This is a genomic window from Halorhodospira halochloris, assembly GCF_002356555.2.
GTDB lineage: Bacteria > Pseudomonadota > Gammaproteobacteria > Nitrococcales > Halorhodospiraceae > Halorhodospira > Halorhodospira halochloris.
In genome coordinates this window covers 96,761-113,411 of sequence record NZ_AP017372.2, presented here as the reverse complement: position 1 = coordinate 113,411, position 16,651 = coordinate 96,761, and the positions used below count along the sequence as shown (strand labels likewise).

Annotated in this window: 17 protein-coding genes and 1 tRNA gene; 6 read left to right on the top strand and 12 right to left on the bottom strand. The window is 57.5% G+C overall.

Annotated elements, in window-relative coordinates:
* Positions 1-2 precede the first annotated feature (2 nt).
* The 12 genes from odhB to HH1059_RS00480 form a co-directional block, all read right to left on the bottom strand.
* Positions 3-1,310: a 2-oxoglutarate dehydrogenase complex dihydrolipoyllysine-residue succinyltransferase gene (gene odhB / locus HH1059_RS00535; RefSeq protein ID WP_096407080.1), complete on the bottom strand. Its 1,308-nt coding sequence runs from the start codon at positions 1,308-1,310 to the stop codon at positions 3-5.
* Positions 1,311-1,399: 89 nt separating this feature from the next.
* Positions 1,400-4,240, bottom strand: a complete 2,841-nt coding sequence (locus HH1059_RS00530; RefSeq protein ID WP_096407077.1) for a 2-oxoglutarate dehydrogenase E1 component — start codon at positions 4,238-4,240, stop codon at positions 1,400-1,402.
* A gap of 26 nt (positions 4,241-4,266) precedes the next feature.
* Positions 4,267-5,106, bottom strand: a complete 840-nt coding sequence (gene tatC / locus HH1059_RS00525) for a twin-arginine translocase subunit TatC (RefSeq protein WP_231901967.1) — start codon at positions 5,104-5,106, stop codon at positions 4,267-4,269.
* Positions 5,103-5,621, bottom strand: a complete 519-nt coding sequence (gene tatB, locus HH1059_RS00520) for a Sec-independent protein translocase protein TatB (RefSeq protein ID WP_096407074.1) — start codon at positions 5,619-5,621, stop codon at positions 5,103-5,105. Before tatB ends, tatC begins: the two co-directional genes overlap by 4 nt.
* A 22-nt stretch (positions 5,622-5,643) precedes the next feature.
* Positions 5,644-5,919: a twin-arginine translocase TatA/TatE family subunit gene (gene tatA, locus HH1059_RS00515; protein WP_096407071.1), complete on the bottom strand. Its 276-nt coding sequence runs from the start codon at positions 5,917-5,919 to the stop codon at positions 5,644-5,646.
* A 76-nt stretch (positions 5,920-5,995) separates the two neighbouring features.
* A complete protein-coding gene (locus tag HH1059_RS00510) occupies positions 5,996-6,334 on the bottom strand; it encodes a phosphoribosyl-ATP diphosphatase (protein WP_096407069.1) in 339 nt (112 codons plus the stop codon).
* 64 nt (positions 6,335-6,398) lie between these two features.
* Positions 6,399-7,163 (bottom strand): imidazole glycerol phosphate synthase subunit HisF, encoded by a 765-nt coding sequence (gene hisF, locus HH1059_RS00505; RefSeq protein ID WP_096407066.1) that lies wholly within the window; start codon positions 7,161-7,163, stop codon positions 6,399-6,401.
* Complete coding sequence (gene hisA / locus HH1059_RS00500) at positions 7,160-7,894, bottom strand: 1-(5-phosphoribosyl)-5-[(5-phosphoribosylamino)methylideneamino]imidazole-4-carboxamide isomerase (RefSeq protein ID WP_096407064.1); 735 nt, start codon at positions 7,892-7,894, stop codon at positions 7,160-7,162. Before hisA ends, hisF begins: the two co-directional genes overlap by 4 nt.
* 3 nt (positions 7,895-7,897) lie before the next feature.
* Entirely contained in the window at positions 7,898-8,554 is a 657-nt protein-coding gene (gene hisH, locus HH1059_RS00495) for an imidazole glycerol phosphate synthase subunit HisH (RefSeq protein ID WP_096407061.1), read from the bottom strand.
* Positions 8,551-9,144, bottom strand: a complete 594-nt coding sequence (hisB, locus tag HH1059_RS00490; RefSeq protein WP_096407058.1) for an imidazoleglycerol-phosphate dehydratase HisB — start codon at positions 9,142-9,144, stop codon at positions 8,551-8,553. Before hisB ends, hisH begins: the two co-directional genes overlap by 4 nt.
* A 46-nt stretch (positions 9,145-9,190) precedes the next feature.
* Positions 9,191-9,646 carry a D-aminoacyl-tRNA deacylase gene (gene dtd, locus HH1059_RS00485; RefSeq protein ID WP_096407056.1) on the bottom strand — a complete coding sequence of 152 codons (456 nt, stop codon included), beginning with the start codon at positions 9,644-9,646 and terminating at the stop codon, positions 9,191-9,193.
* A gap of 268 nt (positions 9,647-9,914) precedes the next feature.
* Positions 9,915-10,433 carry a hypothetical protein gene (locus HH1059_RS00480; RefSeq protein WP_096407053.1) on the bottom strand — a complete coding sequence of 173 codons (519 nt, stop codon included), beginning with the start codon at positions 10,431-10,433 and terminating at the stop codon, positions 9,915-9,917.
* Positions 10,434-10,588: 155 nt separating this feature from the next.
* Here HH1059_RS00480 and HH1059_RS00475 point away from each other — a divergent pair, with 155 nt between their 5' ends.
* The 6 genes from HH1059_RS00475 to HH1059_RS00450 all read left to right on the top strand — a co-directional run bounded on the left by HH1059_RS00475 (position 10,589) and on the right by HH1059_RS00450 (position 16,510).
* A complete protein-coding gene (locus HH1059_RS00475) occupies positions 10,589-11,527 on the top strand; it encodes a lysophospholipid acyltransferase family protein (RefSeq protein ID WP_096407050.1) in 939 nt (312 codons plus the stop codon).
* Positions 11,528-11,771: 244 nt separating this feature from the next.
* Positions 11,772-11,987: a 30S ribosomal protein S21 gene (rpsU, locus tag HH1059_RS00470; protein ID WP_096407048.1), complete on the top strand. Its 216-nt coding sequence runs from the start codon at positions 11,772-11,774 to the stop codon at positions 11,985-11,987.
* A 67-nt stretch (positions 11,988-12,054) separates the two neighbouring features.
* Positions 12,055-12,537 carry a GatB/YqeY domain-containing protein gene (locus HH1059_RS00465; protein WP_096407045.1) on the top strand — a complete coding sequence of 161 codons (483 nt, stop codon included), beginning with the start codon at positions 12,055-12,057 and terminating at the stop codon, positions 12,535-12,537.
* Positions 12,538-12,548: 11 nt separating this feature from the next.
* Positions 12,549-14,426 carry a DNA primase gene (gene dnaG, locus HH1059_RS00460; RefSeq protein ID WP_096407042.1) on the top strand — a complete coding sequence of 626 codons (1,878 nt, stop codon included), beginning with the start codon at positions 12,549-12,551 and terminating at the stop codon, positions 14,424-14,426.
* Positions 14,427-14,529: 103 nt separating this feature from the next.
* Entirely contained in the window at positions 14,530-16,350 is a 1,821-nt protein-coding gene (gene rpoD / locus HH1059_RS00455) for an RNA polymerase sigma factor RpoD (RefSeq protein ID WP_096407039.1), read from the top strand.
* An 84-nt stretch (positions 16,351-16,434) separates the two neighbouring features.
* Positions 16,435-16,510, top strand: a tRNA-Ile gene (locus HH1059_RS00450).
* Positions 16,511-16,651: the final 141 nt, after the last annotated feature.

The window sequence follows — 16,651 nt, the reverse complement described above, 5'->3', positions numbered from 1 at the left end:
GATCAAACCTCAAGCAGTAAACGCGCCGGATCTTCAATCTGCTCTTTGACAGTGACAAGGAATTGGACCGCTTCGCGGCCATCAATGAGCCGATGATCATAGGAATGCGCCAAATACATCATCGGCTTAATCACCACCTCCCCATCCTGCGCCACCGGGCGCTCCTGGATCTTATGCATACCCAGGATGCCGCTCTGCGGCGGATTGAGGATCGGAGTCGAGAGCAACGATCCGAAGATACCGCCATTAGTGATAGTGAATGTCCCTCCGGTCAGCTCGTCCATAGCGAGCTTGCCGGCCTGCGCTTTGCGCCCCAGTTCGTTGATCTGGGCTTCGATCTCGGCGAATGAGAGCTGATCAGCATCCCGCACCACCGGCACAACCAGTCCTCGTGGTGAAGATACGGCTATACCGATATCGTAGTAACCATGATAAACGATATCACTGCCGTCTATCGAAGCATTTACCGCCGGATAGCGCTTGAGCGCCTCAATAACAGCCTTTACGAAGAACGACATAAAGCCGAGGCGCACATCGTGCATCTTTTCGAAGCGATCACGATAGCGCGAACGGATATCCATAACTGGCTGCATATCCACTTCGTTAAATGTGGTCAGCATAGCGGCCGTGCGTTGCGCCTCAACCAACCGCTCAGCTATGCGTTGGCGCAGCCGCGTCATCGGCACCCGCTCCTCGGGGCGCTCGCCCAGCGCTGGTGCAGCTGCTGCAGCCTGAGCCTCAGGGCCAACTGTCGGTTTACCCTGTTCAAGGTGACGGAGCACATCTTCCTTGGTAAGCCTGCCGTCCTGAGATGACGCCTCGATTAGCGACGCATCCAGATCATGCTCCATGACCAGACGCCGAACTGCCGGGCTGAGATCATCCAGATTGACCTGGTTGGGGGCTTCCGCCGCTGGATCAGTCTCTGTTTCATCCGCCTCTCTAGCGCCTGGCTCTGCACCGCGATCATCACTCTGAGCTGATGCGGAGCCGGCTGAGCCACTCTGCGGCGACTCCTGATTCTTAGCCGGCGTCGCCTCCGGGGCGACCTCCGTGACGGAGCCAGGGCCGTTATCATGTTCTACAGCGCCGAGCACCTCGTCTGCGGTAACCACTTCTCCGACCGGTTTGTGAACCGGCCCCAAGACCCCATCTGCCGGGCTTGGCACCTCCAACACAACCTTATCTGTCTCAAGATCGACGAGGTTTTCATCCCTAGCAACCTTATCACCCGGCTGTTTATGCCAGGCAACTACCGTCGCCTCAGCCACTGATTCAGGCAACTCCGGGACTTTTATCTCCACGCTCATGGGGCTCCCCTTGCTTGCTTAACTGCGGCTCCGGTAACTGCTCCAGATACCAGCCAGGACGCTACTCTAAAGCCTTGCCCTCTTTGTTCCTAGACAGACTCTACACCCAGGGCTCTATCAACCAACTCACGCTGCTGCTCGTGGTGCAGTTTGGGATAGCCTACCGCCGGTGATGCAGCAGCAGGGCGCCCGGCATAGTGCAACCTTTGATCGCCAACCAGACAATTTAGTATATGGTGATTGGTGGAATACCACGCACCCTGATTCTTCGGCTCTTCCTGACACCAAACCACTACTCTTGCTCCAGGGTAACATTGACTCATTAGTTCTTTGAGTGAGCCTTCTGGAAATGGGTAGAGCTGCTCGATGCGCAGGATCGCAACCTTCTCGAGCCCGAGTCGGCGGCGCGCCTCAAGCAGATCGTAATAGACCTTGCCCGCGCACAGCACTACCCTCTTGCACTGTTGAGGATCTATCGGGTCGATCTCATCGATAACTGTGCTGAAGCTACCCCTAGTCAAGTCATCAAGACTGGATGTCGACAGCTTATGCCTAAGCAAGCTTTTTGGTGTCAGGACGATCAGCGGCTTACGGAACCGGCGCAGCATCTGCCGGCGCAGCATATGGTAGAACTGAGCCGGCGTCGATGGTACGCATACCTGTATATTCTCCTCGGCACAGAGCTGGAGAAAACGCTCGAGGCGTGCAGAGGAGTGTTCCGGACCCTGGCCCTCATAGCCATGCGGCAGAAACAGTGTCAAGCCGCTAAGCCTGCCCCATTTGGCCTCACCAGCGGCAATAAACTGATCAATTACCACCTGGGCGCCGTTAACAAAATCACCGAACTGCGCCTCCCAGATGGTTAAGGTATCGGGTTCGCTCGTGGCATATCCGTACTCAAAGCCCAGCACCGCCTCCTCTGATAGCAGCGAATCGATAACCACGAAGTCCTTGGGCTCGGTCGTGACATCTTGCAGAGGCGTAAAGGTGGAGCCATCGGCCATATTATGGAGGACCGCATGGCGATGGAAGAATGTACCGCGCCCAGAATCTTGGCCGCTCAGCCGCACCCGGTAACCGTCTTGCAGTAGAGTGCCATAGGCCATGGTCTCAGCGAATCCCCAATCAAGCGGCAAAGCCCCCGCAGCCATCTTCCGCCTGCTCTCGCGAATCGCTGCAACGCGTGGGTTGAGTTCAAAGCCCTCGGGCAGAACATCGAGTATCGCCTGCAGGTCTCGCAAGCGCTCCTGACTTACTGCAGTATCGACCGATTCGTGCCAACAGCCATCGAAAAACCGGTGCCAATCGGCCACAAACTCATTCCGCACCCCGGTTATGATGTTGGTGGCGACAACTTCCCTGTTTTCAAGCGCTGCCCGGTAGTCGCCGACCATCTCTTCGGCCTCATTGGCACCAAACACTCCCTCCTCAGCCAATTGCTGGGCATATAACTGGCGCACAGTCGGACGATTGCGTATCTTTTGATACATCATAGGCTGGGTGGCGGCCGGCTCATCCGCCTCGTTATGGCCGTGGCGGCGATAGCAGATCATATCGATAACCACGTCACGGCGGAAGGTGTTGCGGTAATCCAAAGCCAGCGCGGTGGCAAATGCCACCATCTCTGGATCATCACCGTTGACATGGAAGATTGGAGCCTGGACGATTTTCGCTACCTCAGTGCAGTAGAGGCTAGAGCGCGTATCGAGCGGATTTGAAGTGGTAAAGCCGATCTGATTATTGATTACCACATGGACTGTGCCGCCGGTGTAGAAACCCCGCGCCTGCGACAGCTGAAAGGTCTCCATTACCACACCCTGACCGGCGAATGCAGCATCACCGTGAATGAGCACCGGTAGAACCTGCCCGCCCTCATCATCTCGGCGCCGCCGCATGCGCGCCCGGCAAGAGCCTTCGACCACCGGATTAACTATCTCGAGGTGGGACGGATTAAATGCCAAGGCTATATGCATGGGGCCGCCAGGAGTTTGGACATCGGAGGAAAAGCCCATATGGTACTTGACGTCACCTGAGCCATTACCGTCGCGCTGGTAACGCCCTTCAAATTCCGCGAATAGATCTCCCGGATCCTTACCGAGGATATTGATCAGCACGTTAAGCCGGCCCCGGTGGGCCATGCCCAGCACCATCTCCTTGATGCCCTGAGTCCCGGCGCGCTGGATCAGATCATGCAGTAACGGTATCAGGGCATCCCCACCCTCGAGAGAAAACCGCTTCTGGCCAACGTACTTCGAGTGCAGATACTTCTCAATCCCTTCCGCGGCAACCAAGCGCTCGAAAACCTCCTTTTTGCGCGCCGTACTCAACCGCGGTTGTCCCCTGCTCCCCTCAACCCTTTGCTGGATCCAGCGTTTTTGCTCGGTATCCGTTATGTGCATATACTCCGAGCCCAGCGCACCTGAATAAACCTGCTGGAGCAGAGCAATGATCTCGCGCAGAGTCATGCGTGGCTCTGCGTATAACGAGCCGGTGTTGAAGGTTTCGTCCAGATCCTCCTCGCCCAGGCCGTGGAAAGCCGGATCGAGATCTGGCACTGGGGGTTTAGGGCGCAGCTGCAGGGGGTCCAAATCGGCCGCCTGGTGGCCGCGAAAGCGATAAGAATTGATAAGGCGCAGCACTGCGGCCTGCTTCTCCGCAGCATCAGGGCTAAGCTCAGCAACACCTGCACCACCCCGGCGCCGCCAGCCGGCACGGCCATAGCGCTCGAAGCGCTTGCGCACCTGGCTGTGAGGGACGTCCTGACCGTTGCCGGCGGAGCGCTCTAAGGCACGGAAGTAGTCACGCCAATCGGCTTCCACGCTCTCAGGGTCGGTGAGATAAGCCTCGTATAGGCCCTCAATGTAACCGGCATTGGCCCCGTGGAGGTAGGAACTGCGCAGCTTTTGCAGGAAACCGTCTTTTGCGCTCATATATAAACTCTAACTCAGCTTTGCGACTACGACCCCCGCGCAGCCTGCTTTGAATCTTTATCACCCACCAGCCGCGGCCGGCCCGCTAACAGAATACCTATCTCATAGAGCAGCCACACCGGTATCGCCAGCAAGACCTGGGAGAGCACATCAGGTGGGGTCAAAAGCATTCCGAGCACGAAGGCCCCCACAATCACATACGGCCTCTTAGCGGCCAAATCCTCGCGAGTGGTCACCCCGGTGCGCACCAGCAATATCGTAGCAATGGGCACCTGAAACGCGACCCCAAAGGCAAAGAAAAGGGTCAGTACAAACGAGAGATACTCGCCAATGTCGGTCATCATCTGCACCCCTTCAGGTGAGACAAAGGCGAAGAAGCGAAAGGCAATGGGGAAGACCACAAAAAAGGCGAAAGCCCCGCCCAGATAGAACAGCGAAGTGCTCGATATGAGCAGCGGCCAAACCAAGCGCCGCTCCCGCCTATAGAGCCCCGGGGCAACAAAAGCCCAGATCTGGTAGAGGATATAGGGAATAGTGATCACCACCGCAGCGACGAGGGCCAGCTTCATCGGGATCAGGAAAGGCGACGCCACCTTGATGGCGATCATTGAAGTGCCTTCGGGCAGAATTTCCTGCAGCGGTCCAGCAATCAGGCTGTATAGATTATCGCGGAAAGGGTAGAGCGCTAAGAATGCGATCAAAACCACCCCGGTTATCTTCAGCAACCGGGAGCGCAGCTCCTTCAGGTGGCTTAGCAGGGGCTGCTCCATGGTTGCGGCATACTCCCCAGCCTTAGCGGCGCGCTCAGCGTTCTGCTCCGCGTCAGCATTATTACCTTCCCCACGCGGTTGATCCTGGCCGCTCACTCCTGCTGCTCCTGCTTATTTTGCTGCTCTTCGTGGCGCTTAGGCTGCTGCTCTTGACCGCCATCAGCAGTGCCCTGCTGTGCTTGGGTTGAGTCCGGATCTTGGGCAGGGGGCGGAGAGGAAGAGGAATCACTGCTAGTAACACCCGCGGTAGCACTTGCAGAGGTTTGCGGGGTGCGTGGCTCCCCCTGTTCAGCACGCTCGGCCCGGCGCAACCGCTCAGAACGCTGTTCTTCCAAGGCCGAACGCCTGGTACTTGATTCTATCTCCATGCGCCGAGCGTCCAGATCCCGGCGGGTTGACTCAACATCACGGCGTAGCGAATCACCTACCCGGCGCATTTCCTCAATCTGTAACTCGCGCTCAACCTCTGTTCGCGCCGCATTAAACGAACTGCGTGCCCAACCCACCCAATAGCCAACCATTCGCGCCGCCTTGGCCATCCTCTCGGGGCCGAGGACTAGCAGTCCAATGAGACAGATAATAAGAACTTCCCAGAAGCCTAGGTCGAACATCTTCTATACACAGGCTAGTAGCTCAGTGCGAACTGCGATCATGCTGACCAGCCGCATCCTGCGACCGGCTGCGATCGCTATCGGCTGAGTTACTGCTCTGGTGCTCTATGGTGCTAGAACCCTGTCGCGGTTGCTCGCTCTCTTCACGGCCACCATCCTGCTCGCCAGATTGCACCGAATCCTTGAAGCCGCGAATGGCACTGCCTAAATCACCACCAATATTGCGCAGCCGCTTGGTACCAAACAGCAATGCAACTATCAGCAGTACGATGAGTAATGACCAAACACTCACTCCCATGGTGTCTCCCCCTGTGGCGGTTTACCTACCGCCCACTAAGTTATGTAGAAACTTTAACCGCTGCTCGCGCAACAGCCTAATTTTCACCATTTTGGCCTCGCGCCGCCTTCTCATCCAGGCCCGAACGCCCCAAGCGGCGCTGTAATTCGGCAAGCACCTCATCGATATCGATGCCGCTAGCATTGAGCATTACCAAACTATGGAACCATAGATCAGCGGTTTCATAAACTAACTGCTGACGCTCTCCTCCCTTAGCAGCTATAACTGCCTCGGTAGCCTCCTCACCAACCTTTTTGAGGATGGCATCAAGCCCCTTACTGTGCAGTTTGGCAACATAAGAGCTGTCCGCAGGAGCGCTACGACGTTGTTCAATGGTAGCAGCAAGTTGCTGAAGAATCTCGCGCGCGTCGCTCATAGCTGAAGCCCCATAAGAAGGCCGATTGGATTGGTAGCAGTTGGCCTCATCAGCGCCGTCATGTTCATAACCGTACCTCGATTCCCCGCCGAGCCATATGTTGCTTAGCCTGCTCTACCGAGAACTCACCGAAGTGGAAAATGCTGGCAGCCAGCACGGCATCAGCCCGGCCCTGATCGACACCATCAGCCAGATGCTCAAGGCTGCCTACCCCCCCTGAGGCGATAACCGGCACCGGCACGCTATCAGCAACCTCGCGGGTTAAGGGCAGGTCGAAGCCGCTGCGGGTGCCATCACGATCCATGCTGGTCAGCAGGATCTCACCGGCACCCAGCTCGGCCATGCGTAGCGACCACTCCACAGCATCTATGCCGGTCGGTTCGCGCCCACCGTGAGTAAAGACTTCCCAGCGCGCCGGCTCGCTCTCCACCTGCTTGGCGTCGACAGCAACCACTATGCACTGGGAGCCAAAGCGCGCGGCAGCATCGCTGACCAGAGTCGGGTTGTGCACTGCAGCGGTGTTGATCGCCACCTTATCGGCACCGGAGTTAAGCAGGCGGCGAACATCGGCCACCTCGCGCACCCCGCCACCGACGGTAAGGGGAATAAACACCTGCCCGGCAACCGCCTCGACGACATCGTAAATAGTCTGCCGGCCTTCGTGACTGGCGGTAATGTCCAGGAAGGTTAATTCATCAGCGCCCATCGCATCGTAGGTTCGGGCCACCTCGACCGGGTCGCCGGCATCGCGGATATCGACAAACTTGACCCCTTTGACAACCCGGCCACAGTCGACATCCAGGCAGGGAATGATCCGTTTAGCAGTCATGCTCTTGCCTCCCGGGCAGCGGCGATCGCCTTACCCAGATCAAGCTCACCGGCATAGATCGCCCGACCGACTATAGCCCCGGCAATTCCCTCTGGGGCTTGGGCAAGAGTCCGAATCTCCGCCTCACTGCTGACCCCACCGGAGGCGATAACGGGTATCGACACCGAGCGCGCCAACTCCCGGGTAGCCTCAATATTACACCCCTGCAGCATGCCGTCACGGCCGATGTCGGTAAAGATGAGCGCCGCCACTCCGGCAGCGGCGAAGCGCTGGGCCAGATCTACGCTGCGCACATCGGATGTCTGCTCCCAACCATGAGTGGCAATATAGCCACCACGAGCATCCAAACCGACACATACCTGCTGCGGAAAATCCCGGCATAACTGCTCAACAAACTCCGGTTCGCGAACGGCGCGCGTACCGATAATAACGGAACCTACCCCGGCATTGAGATAGCGCTCTACCGTCTCCCGGCTGCGCACACCGCCGCCTATCTGCAGCTTCAGTTGGGGGTTAGCCCGTGCTATGGCGTGGACGGTCTGCTCATGAGCCGGCTCCCCTTTTACCGCACCGTCAAGATCGACAAGGTGGAGCCGCTCTGCACCAGCCGCCGCCCACCGCTCGGCCACAGCAATTGGATCATCGGCATAGATCGTCTCATCGTCCATCCTGCCTTGGCGCAGACGCACACATTTACCGCCTTTTAAGTCAATTGCCGGGATTACGATCACAACTTAACTCCAACTGCCATCCCAAGTTACGAAATTACGGTAGAGTTGCAGGCCCACGGCCTGGCTCTTCTCCGGGTGGAACTGCACCGCGAAGCAGCTGCCCCGTGCTAAAGCGGCGGCAAAGCGCCGGCCATGTTCGGCCTCTCCCACAACAGCGTGCCGGTCCCCCGAGACAGCGTAGTAGCTATGTACGAAGTAGAACCAGGAACCGTCCTTTATTCCTGCCCACAGCGGGTGGGGGTTGGCTTGATACACCCTACTCCAACCCATGTGGGGCACTTTCAATACCCGACCCACGCCATCTAAATCACCGCGCGGAAAATGCAGCACTTGACCAGGCACCAGCCCCAGCCCAGCAACTCCACCGCTCTCCTCACTGTGCTCAAGTAACGCCTGCATGCCCAAGCAAATCCCTAGGAATGGCTTGCTGGTCGCCGCCTCGATTACCGCCTCACGCAGGCCTAAGCGAGTGAGCTCCACCATGCAGTCGCCGATCGCCCCTACGCCAGGCAGCACCACTCTGTCAGCATCACGGACTTGCTGAGGATCGGCGGTCACGACCAGCTCGCACCGACCCTCGGCGGCGTGCTCAAATGCCCGGCGCACTGAGTAGAGGTTGCCCATTCCGTAATCGACGATAGCGAGTTGGACCCTGCTCATAATGCACCCTTAGTAGATGGCACCAGGCCGGCCGCGCGCGGATCGAGTTCCACCGCACTGCGCAGGGCACGCCCGAAGGCCTTGAACAGCGCCTCGGCCATATGATGGGCATTGCGCCCGCGCAGCACATCAAGGTGCGCGGTAAGGGAAGCATTGAAGGCCAAGGCGCGGAAAAATTCCTCGATCAGTTCAGTATCCAGAGCACCGACGCGCTCGCGGGGGAAATCGGCCTGATACTCCAGGCCTGCCCTGCCGGAGAGGTCGATGACCGCACGCGCTAGAGACTCATCGAGCGGGACGTAGGCATGTCCGTAACGGCTGACACCCCTCTTATCACCCCAGGCAAGGCTCAAGGCCTGACCTAGAGTAATGCCTATATCCTCAACACTGTGGTGATCATCAATCCAGGTGTCGCCGCTAGCGCTAATCTGCAGATCGATCATGCCGTGGCGGGCAATCTGCTCGAGCATGTGGGCAAGAAACGGAACTCCGCAGTCGATCTCGGCCTTGCCCGTACCATCCAGATCGACTCTAACCTCCACTTGTGTCTCTTTTGTCTTCCGCTGTGCGGCACCGATGCGCTCTGCCATGGATGAATTAAAAACTAGCTGCTGGGTTTGCGCTCAGCATATCATATCAATCATCTGCCGGCGGCACCCGCAACCAGAACGTAACCGGCCCGTCATTGGTCAAAGTCACCTGCATATCGGCCCCAAACACCCCACTGGCAACGCTGCCACTTGCCCTGCGGCGCAGTGTTTGGCACAGCTTTTTAAACAGCTCTTGGCCTTGCTCGGGAGGCGCTGAACCACTGAAGCTCGGTCGATTGCCTTTGCGGGTATCAGCAGCGAGGGTAAATTGCGGCACGATAAGCAGGTCAGCTCGAATATCCTCTACTGACAGGTTCATCTTGCCCGCCTGATCAGCGAAAATTCTGTAGTTGAGCAGCCGCTCACTCAGACGCTCTACCTGAGGCGCACCATCCCCCTTCTCTGCTGCCACTAGCGCTAGTACGCCCTGCTCAATGGCGCCGACGACCTCGCTATCGACTGCAACCTGCGCTTGGGTTACCCGCTGGATTAGAGCAATCATGCTGGTGGGGAAGTTGTGTGATTAATTATTGCTTCGCCTACTGCTGCCACTTGCTTAAGCCGCGACTCCTGCGCCGGATCACGCCACCCATGCCTCTACTGAGGAGGCTGCTGTGATTCCATCCCTAGGATGCTTCCCCTAAGATGCTTCTTGGCGCCGTCCCTGGCACCACCCCCCCGCCGCAAGTGCTGCATGGCTCAACAGCCCTTCGGTTGATCCCAGCCGGGCGGGAGGCACAGGATAGCTGTGCAACTCACGAAGACCGCTCTTAGGATTTAGATCCTGAGCCTTTTCCGCTGCTGCCACCTGCTCCCTGTGTTGCTGCTCGTGACAGTTCCCGCATGGCCTCCTGGGCGCGCTCAGTCGCCTCCTGCCACGACTTAAGGACACGCTGACCCTCTTCATCCCACTGCTGGGCCATTTGCGTTGGGTCCATATTCTTGGCGTTGTCGAACCAAGCGTTCCAGAGCTTACTCTGCGCCTCGGTCCAGGCCTTCATCATCTCCTGGGTCTGCTTCATGGCCTCTTCCATGCCCTGCGGTGCACTCTGCTCCACACCCGGCTGTTCAGTCCACTTGCGCGTCCACTCGACCTGCGCCTCAAGCGCTTGACGAACCGCGTTTTCCCACGCCTCAAGGCAGCTCTGATACTGTTTGCGCCACTCTTCAGCGCCAACCCCTTGAGGCATTTGGCCTCCCTTAACTGACTGCAGCCAGCTATCCCACATCTTCTTCTGCATGTCAGTCCACTCGCGGACCATGTCTTCCATAGCTTTATTAGCGTTCATAGCTCAACCCCCCTTGCTGGGTAGCTCGTCTAGTTGCAGCGCGGCAGTGGAGGACGCCCTTCGGCATCAGCCGCGACGCCCGATAATCAAAACGTAGACAATAGTGAACCACAAAACCCCTTGCTTTCGCATTACAGACACGATTACATAAAGTGATGGCTGTTAGACACTGGAAAACTCGCAGCGTAGATGGGTTGCTCTCCTTTTTTGCTCTATTGCCTCTGCCCGCGCTGCATATGCTTGGCTGGTTAGTGGGGCACCTAGCCTACATTGTACCCAATCGTGCGCGACTTATCGCCGCAACTAATATCAATTTATGCTTCCCCTCTAAACCCGCTGCCCAGCAACGCAGACTGCTGCGGCTCTGCTTAGTCGAAACAGGTAAGACAGCGCTGGAGATAGGCCCAATATTCAAAAGACAGCCCCAGCATCTGACCAGAAGATGGGTTGTGGATGTCTTCGGCGCGGAACACCTAACGGCCGCAATGGATCATGGTACAGGCACCATCTTACTTGCCCCGCACTACGGCTGCTGGGAGCTACTCAACCTGTGGGTTGCTGAGCGCCATCCCTTAACCGCGCTCTACCGACCACCCCGACAGCGCTCCCTAGAACCGATCCTCCTTGAGGGCCGCACCCGCAATGGCGCGCGTATGTTGCCGGCCGGCCCACAGGGTATCAGGGGGATCATGAAGGCACTAAACGCAGGGGAGAGCGTCGGCATCCTCCCCGACCAAGAGCCCGAGGGCAATGAGCCGTTTGCCCCGCTCTTCGGCCAACCCGCCAAGACTATGACTCTGGCCAGCCGCGTTGCCTATAAATCGCAAGCCCCCGTACTGTTTGCATGCGCTAGACGGTTGCCCGCAGCAAAGGGTTTTGAGCTTCACTTCATCCCCGCTGATGCTGACATTGCCAACCCCGACCCACAACTTGCCGCTGCAGCTGTTAATCGCGGTGTCGAGGCCTGCGTTAGGCTAGCTCCGGAGCAGTACCAGTGGACCTACAAACGCTTTGCCACTCAGCCCGATGGCCACAGCCCCTATCCTGGCCGTGGCAAACGCCGGAACAAGAGAAAAACAGCGACGCGCGCCTGAAGGGTGCCTCTAAAAACTTTGCCGGCGCCACCATCCGCCCCGGTGTGGAGGACGCCGTGAATCCATCCCTGGAGGCTTCATGGCGCCATCCCTGGCGCCAAGACCTCCACACCGGGGCGGATGGTGGCGCCGGCAAAGTTTTTAGATGTTCCCTGAAAGAGTTGCTTACTCAGGGCCAAAGGGAATAAACTGTGCGTTTAGCTCCATTGAAAAAATTCCAACGTAAGAGAAGGTCAAAAGACGCATGCCGATAGTCAAAGTACGCGAGAACGAGCCATTCGAGGTTGCGCTGCGCAGATTCAAGCGCTCATGTGAAAAGGCCGGAGTTCTTTCCGAGATCCGCCGCCGCGAGTATTACGAAAAGCCGACCCAAGTACGCAAGCGTAAGCAAGCAGCCGCGATCAAGAGGCACATGAAGCGCATACAGCGCGAGCAGCAACGCCGTCAGCGCGCGTACTAAGGTACCGGCCTCAGGCCTGACCAATCAACCTGCAGCAGTTACGCTTAGGCGCCTGTCTTGCGAGAAAATGGAAACCGACGTGGCTACCCAAAGCATAAAAAACCGCTTGCTTGACGCCATAAAAGACGCCATGCGCGCCGGCGACAAGGAGCGACTAGCCGTCCTGCGTGCGGCGAGTGCGGCCATTAAGCAGCGCGAGGTCGATGAGCGTATTGACTTGGCGGAGAACGATGCCGCTGCCACTGAGGTCCTGACCAAGATGGCAAAGCAGTGTCGCGACTCGGCACAGCAGTATAGAGAAGCAGGTGAGGCCGCTCGAGCAGCAGCCGAAGAAAAAGAGATCGAGATCATCAGTGAGTTCCTTCCTGAACCTGCCAGCGAGGCAGAGATCGATTCGCTCATAGACGAGGCAATCGTAGCTACCGGGGCCAATTCGATGAAGGAGATGGGTCAGGTTATGGGCAAAATCAAACCCAAACTCCAAGGCAGGGCTGACTTAGCGGCAGTAAGCGCCCGCGTCAAATCCCGGTTAAGCACCCAGACAGGCTAAGCAGACAGGTAATGGCGGGACGCATCCCGCAGGAGTTCATTGATGATCTCCTCCAGCGCACCGACATTGTTGGAGTAATTGGAGAGCGCGTCCCACTGCGCCAGGCGGGCTCCAACTACAAGGCGCTTTGCCCTTTTCACGAAGAGCGCACCCCCTCGTTTACAGTAAGCCCTGAACGCCAAACCTATCGCTGTTTCGGATGCGGGGCCCACGGCACCGTAATCGGGTTTTTGATGGACCACGATCGGCTCGGCTTTCGCGAGGCAGTAGCCGAGCTCGCGGCCAGGGTTGGCCTCCAAATCCCTTCGGTCTCGGACCCCAAGTCTTCCCCAAGGGAAGATAACGAGCCCCTCTATGCAGTACTGGCAAAAGCAGACCGTTTCTATCGTGAGGCACTGCGTAGCCACCCCAAGCGCAATGCAGCGGTTGACTATCTGCGCCAGCGCGGCATTAGCGGCGAGGTGGCCGCCCAGTTCGGGATTGGTTTCGCCCCGCCCGGCTGGAACAATCTGCTCAAGCACTTAGATGCTCCCCAGGACGCCATCAAGGCAGGGCTAATCATTGAGCGGGACGGCAAAACCTACGATCGCTTCCGTGATCGGATAACCTTCCCGATCCATGACCGACGCGGCCGTGTCGTCGCCTTCGGCGCCCGTGTAGTTACCGATGGTGAGCCAAAGTACCTCAACTCACCGGAAAGCCCGATATTTCAGAAAGGCCGTGAGATATACGGCTTATACCACGCTTTGCAGGCGCAGCGGCGCATTGAGCGGCTGATCGTGGTAGAGGGCTACATGGATGTGATCGCCTTAACTCAAGCCGGCATACCCGGCGCCGTTGCCACCTTGGGCACTGCGACGACGCGCGAGCAAGCCCTACTGTTGCTGCGCAGCGCCCCGGAAGTGGTGCTCTGTTTCGACGGCGACAGTGCCGGCCAAGGCGCAGCCTTCCGCGCGGCGGAAAACCTTCTGCCGGTCCTCCAGGGCGATCGCCAAGTCAGGGTAATGATACTGCCCCAGGGCAGTGACCCAGATGATCTAATTCGTCAAGACGGCCGTGAGGCCTTCGAAAACCGCCTGAACAACGCCTCACCAGTCATTGAACTCTACCTCTCGCATCTACATAGTGACTGCGACCTAGCCACGGTAGACGGCCGTACCCGCATGCTTGAACGTGCCTCTGGACTGCTTAAACGCATCCCTGATGGCATTTTGCGCGAGACCCTGCTCGGCCGCCTTGCCGACCTCACCCACACTGATCCGCAACGAATCGACAATCTCTGCCGCAGCCAGCCACCCAAATCCAGCCATGCAACTCCCAGCGACAGAGTCAAGAACCAGCAAGTTAGCCACCACAAACGCCAATCATCGTCCCCACTTGGTGGTAGTTCTGACCCAGGGCGGCGCACCCCGGTGCGCCACGCTATTGCATTACTCCTTCAGCAGCCGCAACTTGCTTACTTGGCTGGCGATCCCGACCGCTTTGCCGATCGCGGCATCGCTGGACTAGAACTTCTCCAACACCTACTTGAAATAATCCGCGCTGACCCCCACACAACTACTGCACGCTTACTTGAGAAGTTTCGCGACGACCGTCATGAAGGCGCACTGCAAAAGCTCGCCGCCTGGCAGCCAGCTGAGCGGGCGGTAGAGCGAGAGCAGGAAATGCGCGATGCGCTGATGCGGATAGAGGAGCGGATCATCGCTCGCGAACAGGAGAAAATCATTGAGCAGCTTGCTTGTCAGCCCCAAAACTGTGTGCTTGAGCAACGTCTTAAGGATGCCCAGCGATTGCAATTTCTATTCGACAAGCTAAAGGCGCAAGGGCTTGAAGCCGATACGGAGGGTGCAGAGATGAGCAGACTGCGCAATCACTTTAATCTCGATTGATTTGGCAACCTATTCCTTGCCTAAACGGCGGGGATAACATATTATGGAATGTTGCTCCAGCGCGTATTCTTCCCTTTAGCAACAGCAGACCTGATCAAAGCCTATGTCACAGGATCAGCAGTCCCAAATCAAACAGCTCATTGCCAAAGGCAAGGAGCAAGGCTTCCTAACCTATGCGGAGGTTAACGACCACCTCCCCGATGATATCGTCGACCCTGACCAGATAGAAGATATCATCGGCATGATTAACGACATGGGGATTCATGTCCACGAGACAGCGCCAGACTCAGATGAACTGCTGCTTGCTGAGACAACCGTCCCTACCGACGAGGATGAGGCAGAAGAGGCTGCGGCGGCGTTAGCAGCGGTAGATGCTGAGTTCGGTCGCACGACGGATCCTGTCCGTATGTACATGCGCGAGATGGGCTCGGTTGAGCTGTTGACCAGGGAAGGCGAAATACAGCTAGCTAAGCGTATAGAGGACGGCCTCGACCGGGCTTTGGAGGCGCTCTCTGCATATCCAGAGGCCTCCCGCCAGTTGATTTATCTCTATGATCGGGCACAAGAAGGTGAGGCGCGCCTAACCGATATCGTCGCTGGCTTTCGTGACGAATCCGCTAATGAGGCCAGCGGCACCGAAGCAATTGCCCAAGAGCCGCCGGCAGATGAGGCGGCTGTCGATGCTGACGGTGAACAGACTCCACCGGAATTCGGCCCAGATCCCGAAGCGGTTCGGGAGGTATTTGAACGCCTGCGCAGCGCTTACCAAGAGATGCAGCAGGTGCTCGTCGAGCAGGGCTCCAGCTCCCCGCGCATCGACGAGCTCCGGCAGGAATTGCGGGATATTTTCCTGACTATCAAGTTTACGCCCAAAGTGACAGATGCGGTGGCTGATAGGCTACGCGCCACAGTAGACACCATTCGCGAGCGTGAGCGCGAAATCATGGCTATCTGTACGCGCGACGGTCAAATTCCCCGCAAGGAGTTTGTCAAGAGCTTCCAAGATCGCGAGACCGACCTGGACTGGATTAGCGATCTAATCGGACAAGATGATGATCGCATTGCACGGCTCCAGCCCCATGTCACCAAGATTCGTCGCGCCCAGAGTGAACTCAAACAGATTGAGGACCAGAACGCCCTCTCTGTAGCCGAGATCAAAGAGATAAACAGGCGCATGTCGATCGGCGAGGCCAAGGCTCGGCGTGCCAAAAAAGAGATGGTGGAAGCGAACCTGCGCCTGGTCATTTCCATCGCCAAGAAGTACACTAACCGCGGCTTACAGTTCCTAGATCTGATTCAGGAAGGTAACATAGGCCTGATGAAGGCTGTTGATAAGTTTGAGTACCGGCGCGGCTACAAGTTCTCGACCTATGCCACCTGGTGGATACGTCAGGCAATAACCAGGTCGATTGCAGATCAAGCACGCACAATCCGCATCCCGGTGCATATGATTGAGACCATCAACAAGCTCAACCGGGTATCGCGGCAGATGCTCCAGGAAATGGGCCGGGAGGCTACTCCGGAGGAGCTGGCAGAGCGCATGGAGATGCCTGAGGACAAAGTGCGCAAGGTCCTCAAGATCGCTAAAGAGCCTATATCAATGGAGACTCCCATTGGCGATGACGAAGATAGCCACCTTGGTGACTTCATTGAGGATACGAGCGTAACGTCGCCGGCGGACTCGGCAACTTCAGAGGGTTTGCGTGAGTCGGTACGTGAGGTATTATCGGGGCTGACACCGCGCGAGGCTAAAGTCTTGCGCATGCGCTTCGGAATAGATATGAATACTGATCATACACTCGAAGAAGTTGGCAAGCAGTTCGACGTGACTCGTGAGCGGATTAGACAGATAGAGGCGAAGGCACTGCGAAAGTTACGTCATCCGACACGCTCAGAAGGATTGAGGAGCTTCTTGGAAGAATAGTTAGGTTAATGCGCGGTGCGTCACCGCTCTTCCCCCCCCCCCCCCCCTCCCCCCCCAGGGCATGGCGCATCGCGCTCTTCATAAGGGCCTGTAGCTCAGTGGTTAGAGCAGTGGACTCATAATCCATTGGTCGTAGGTTCGAATCCTACCGGGCCCACCATTTTGTGAAATACTCTCTGCGGACACTCGCCAGCAGTGCCTAACCCACTTGGCCGCGGACCGCAGCCTTAACTCCCTGATCCTGCCGCCCTTACTACCGTGTGATCGCGTATTTACTTATCAACCTGCAAAATAATCCCTT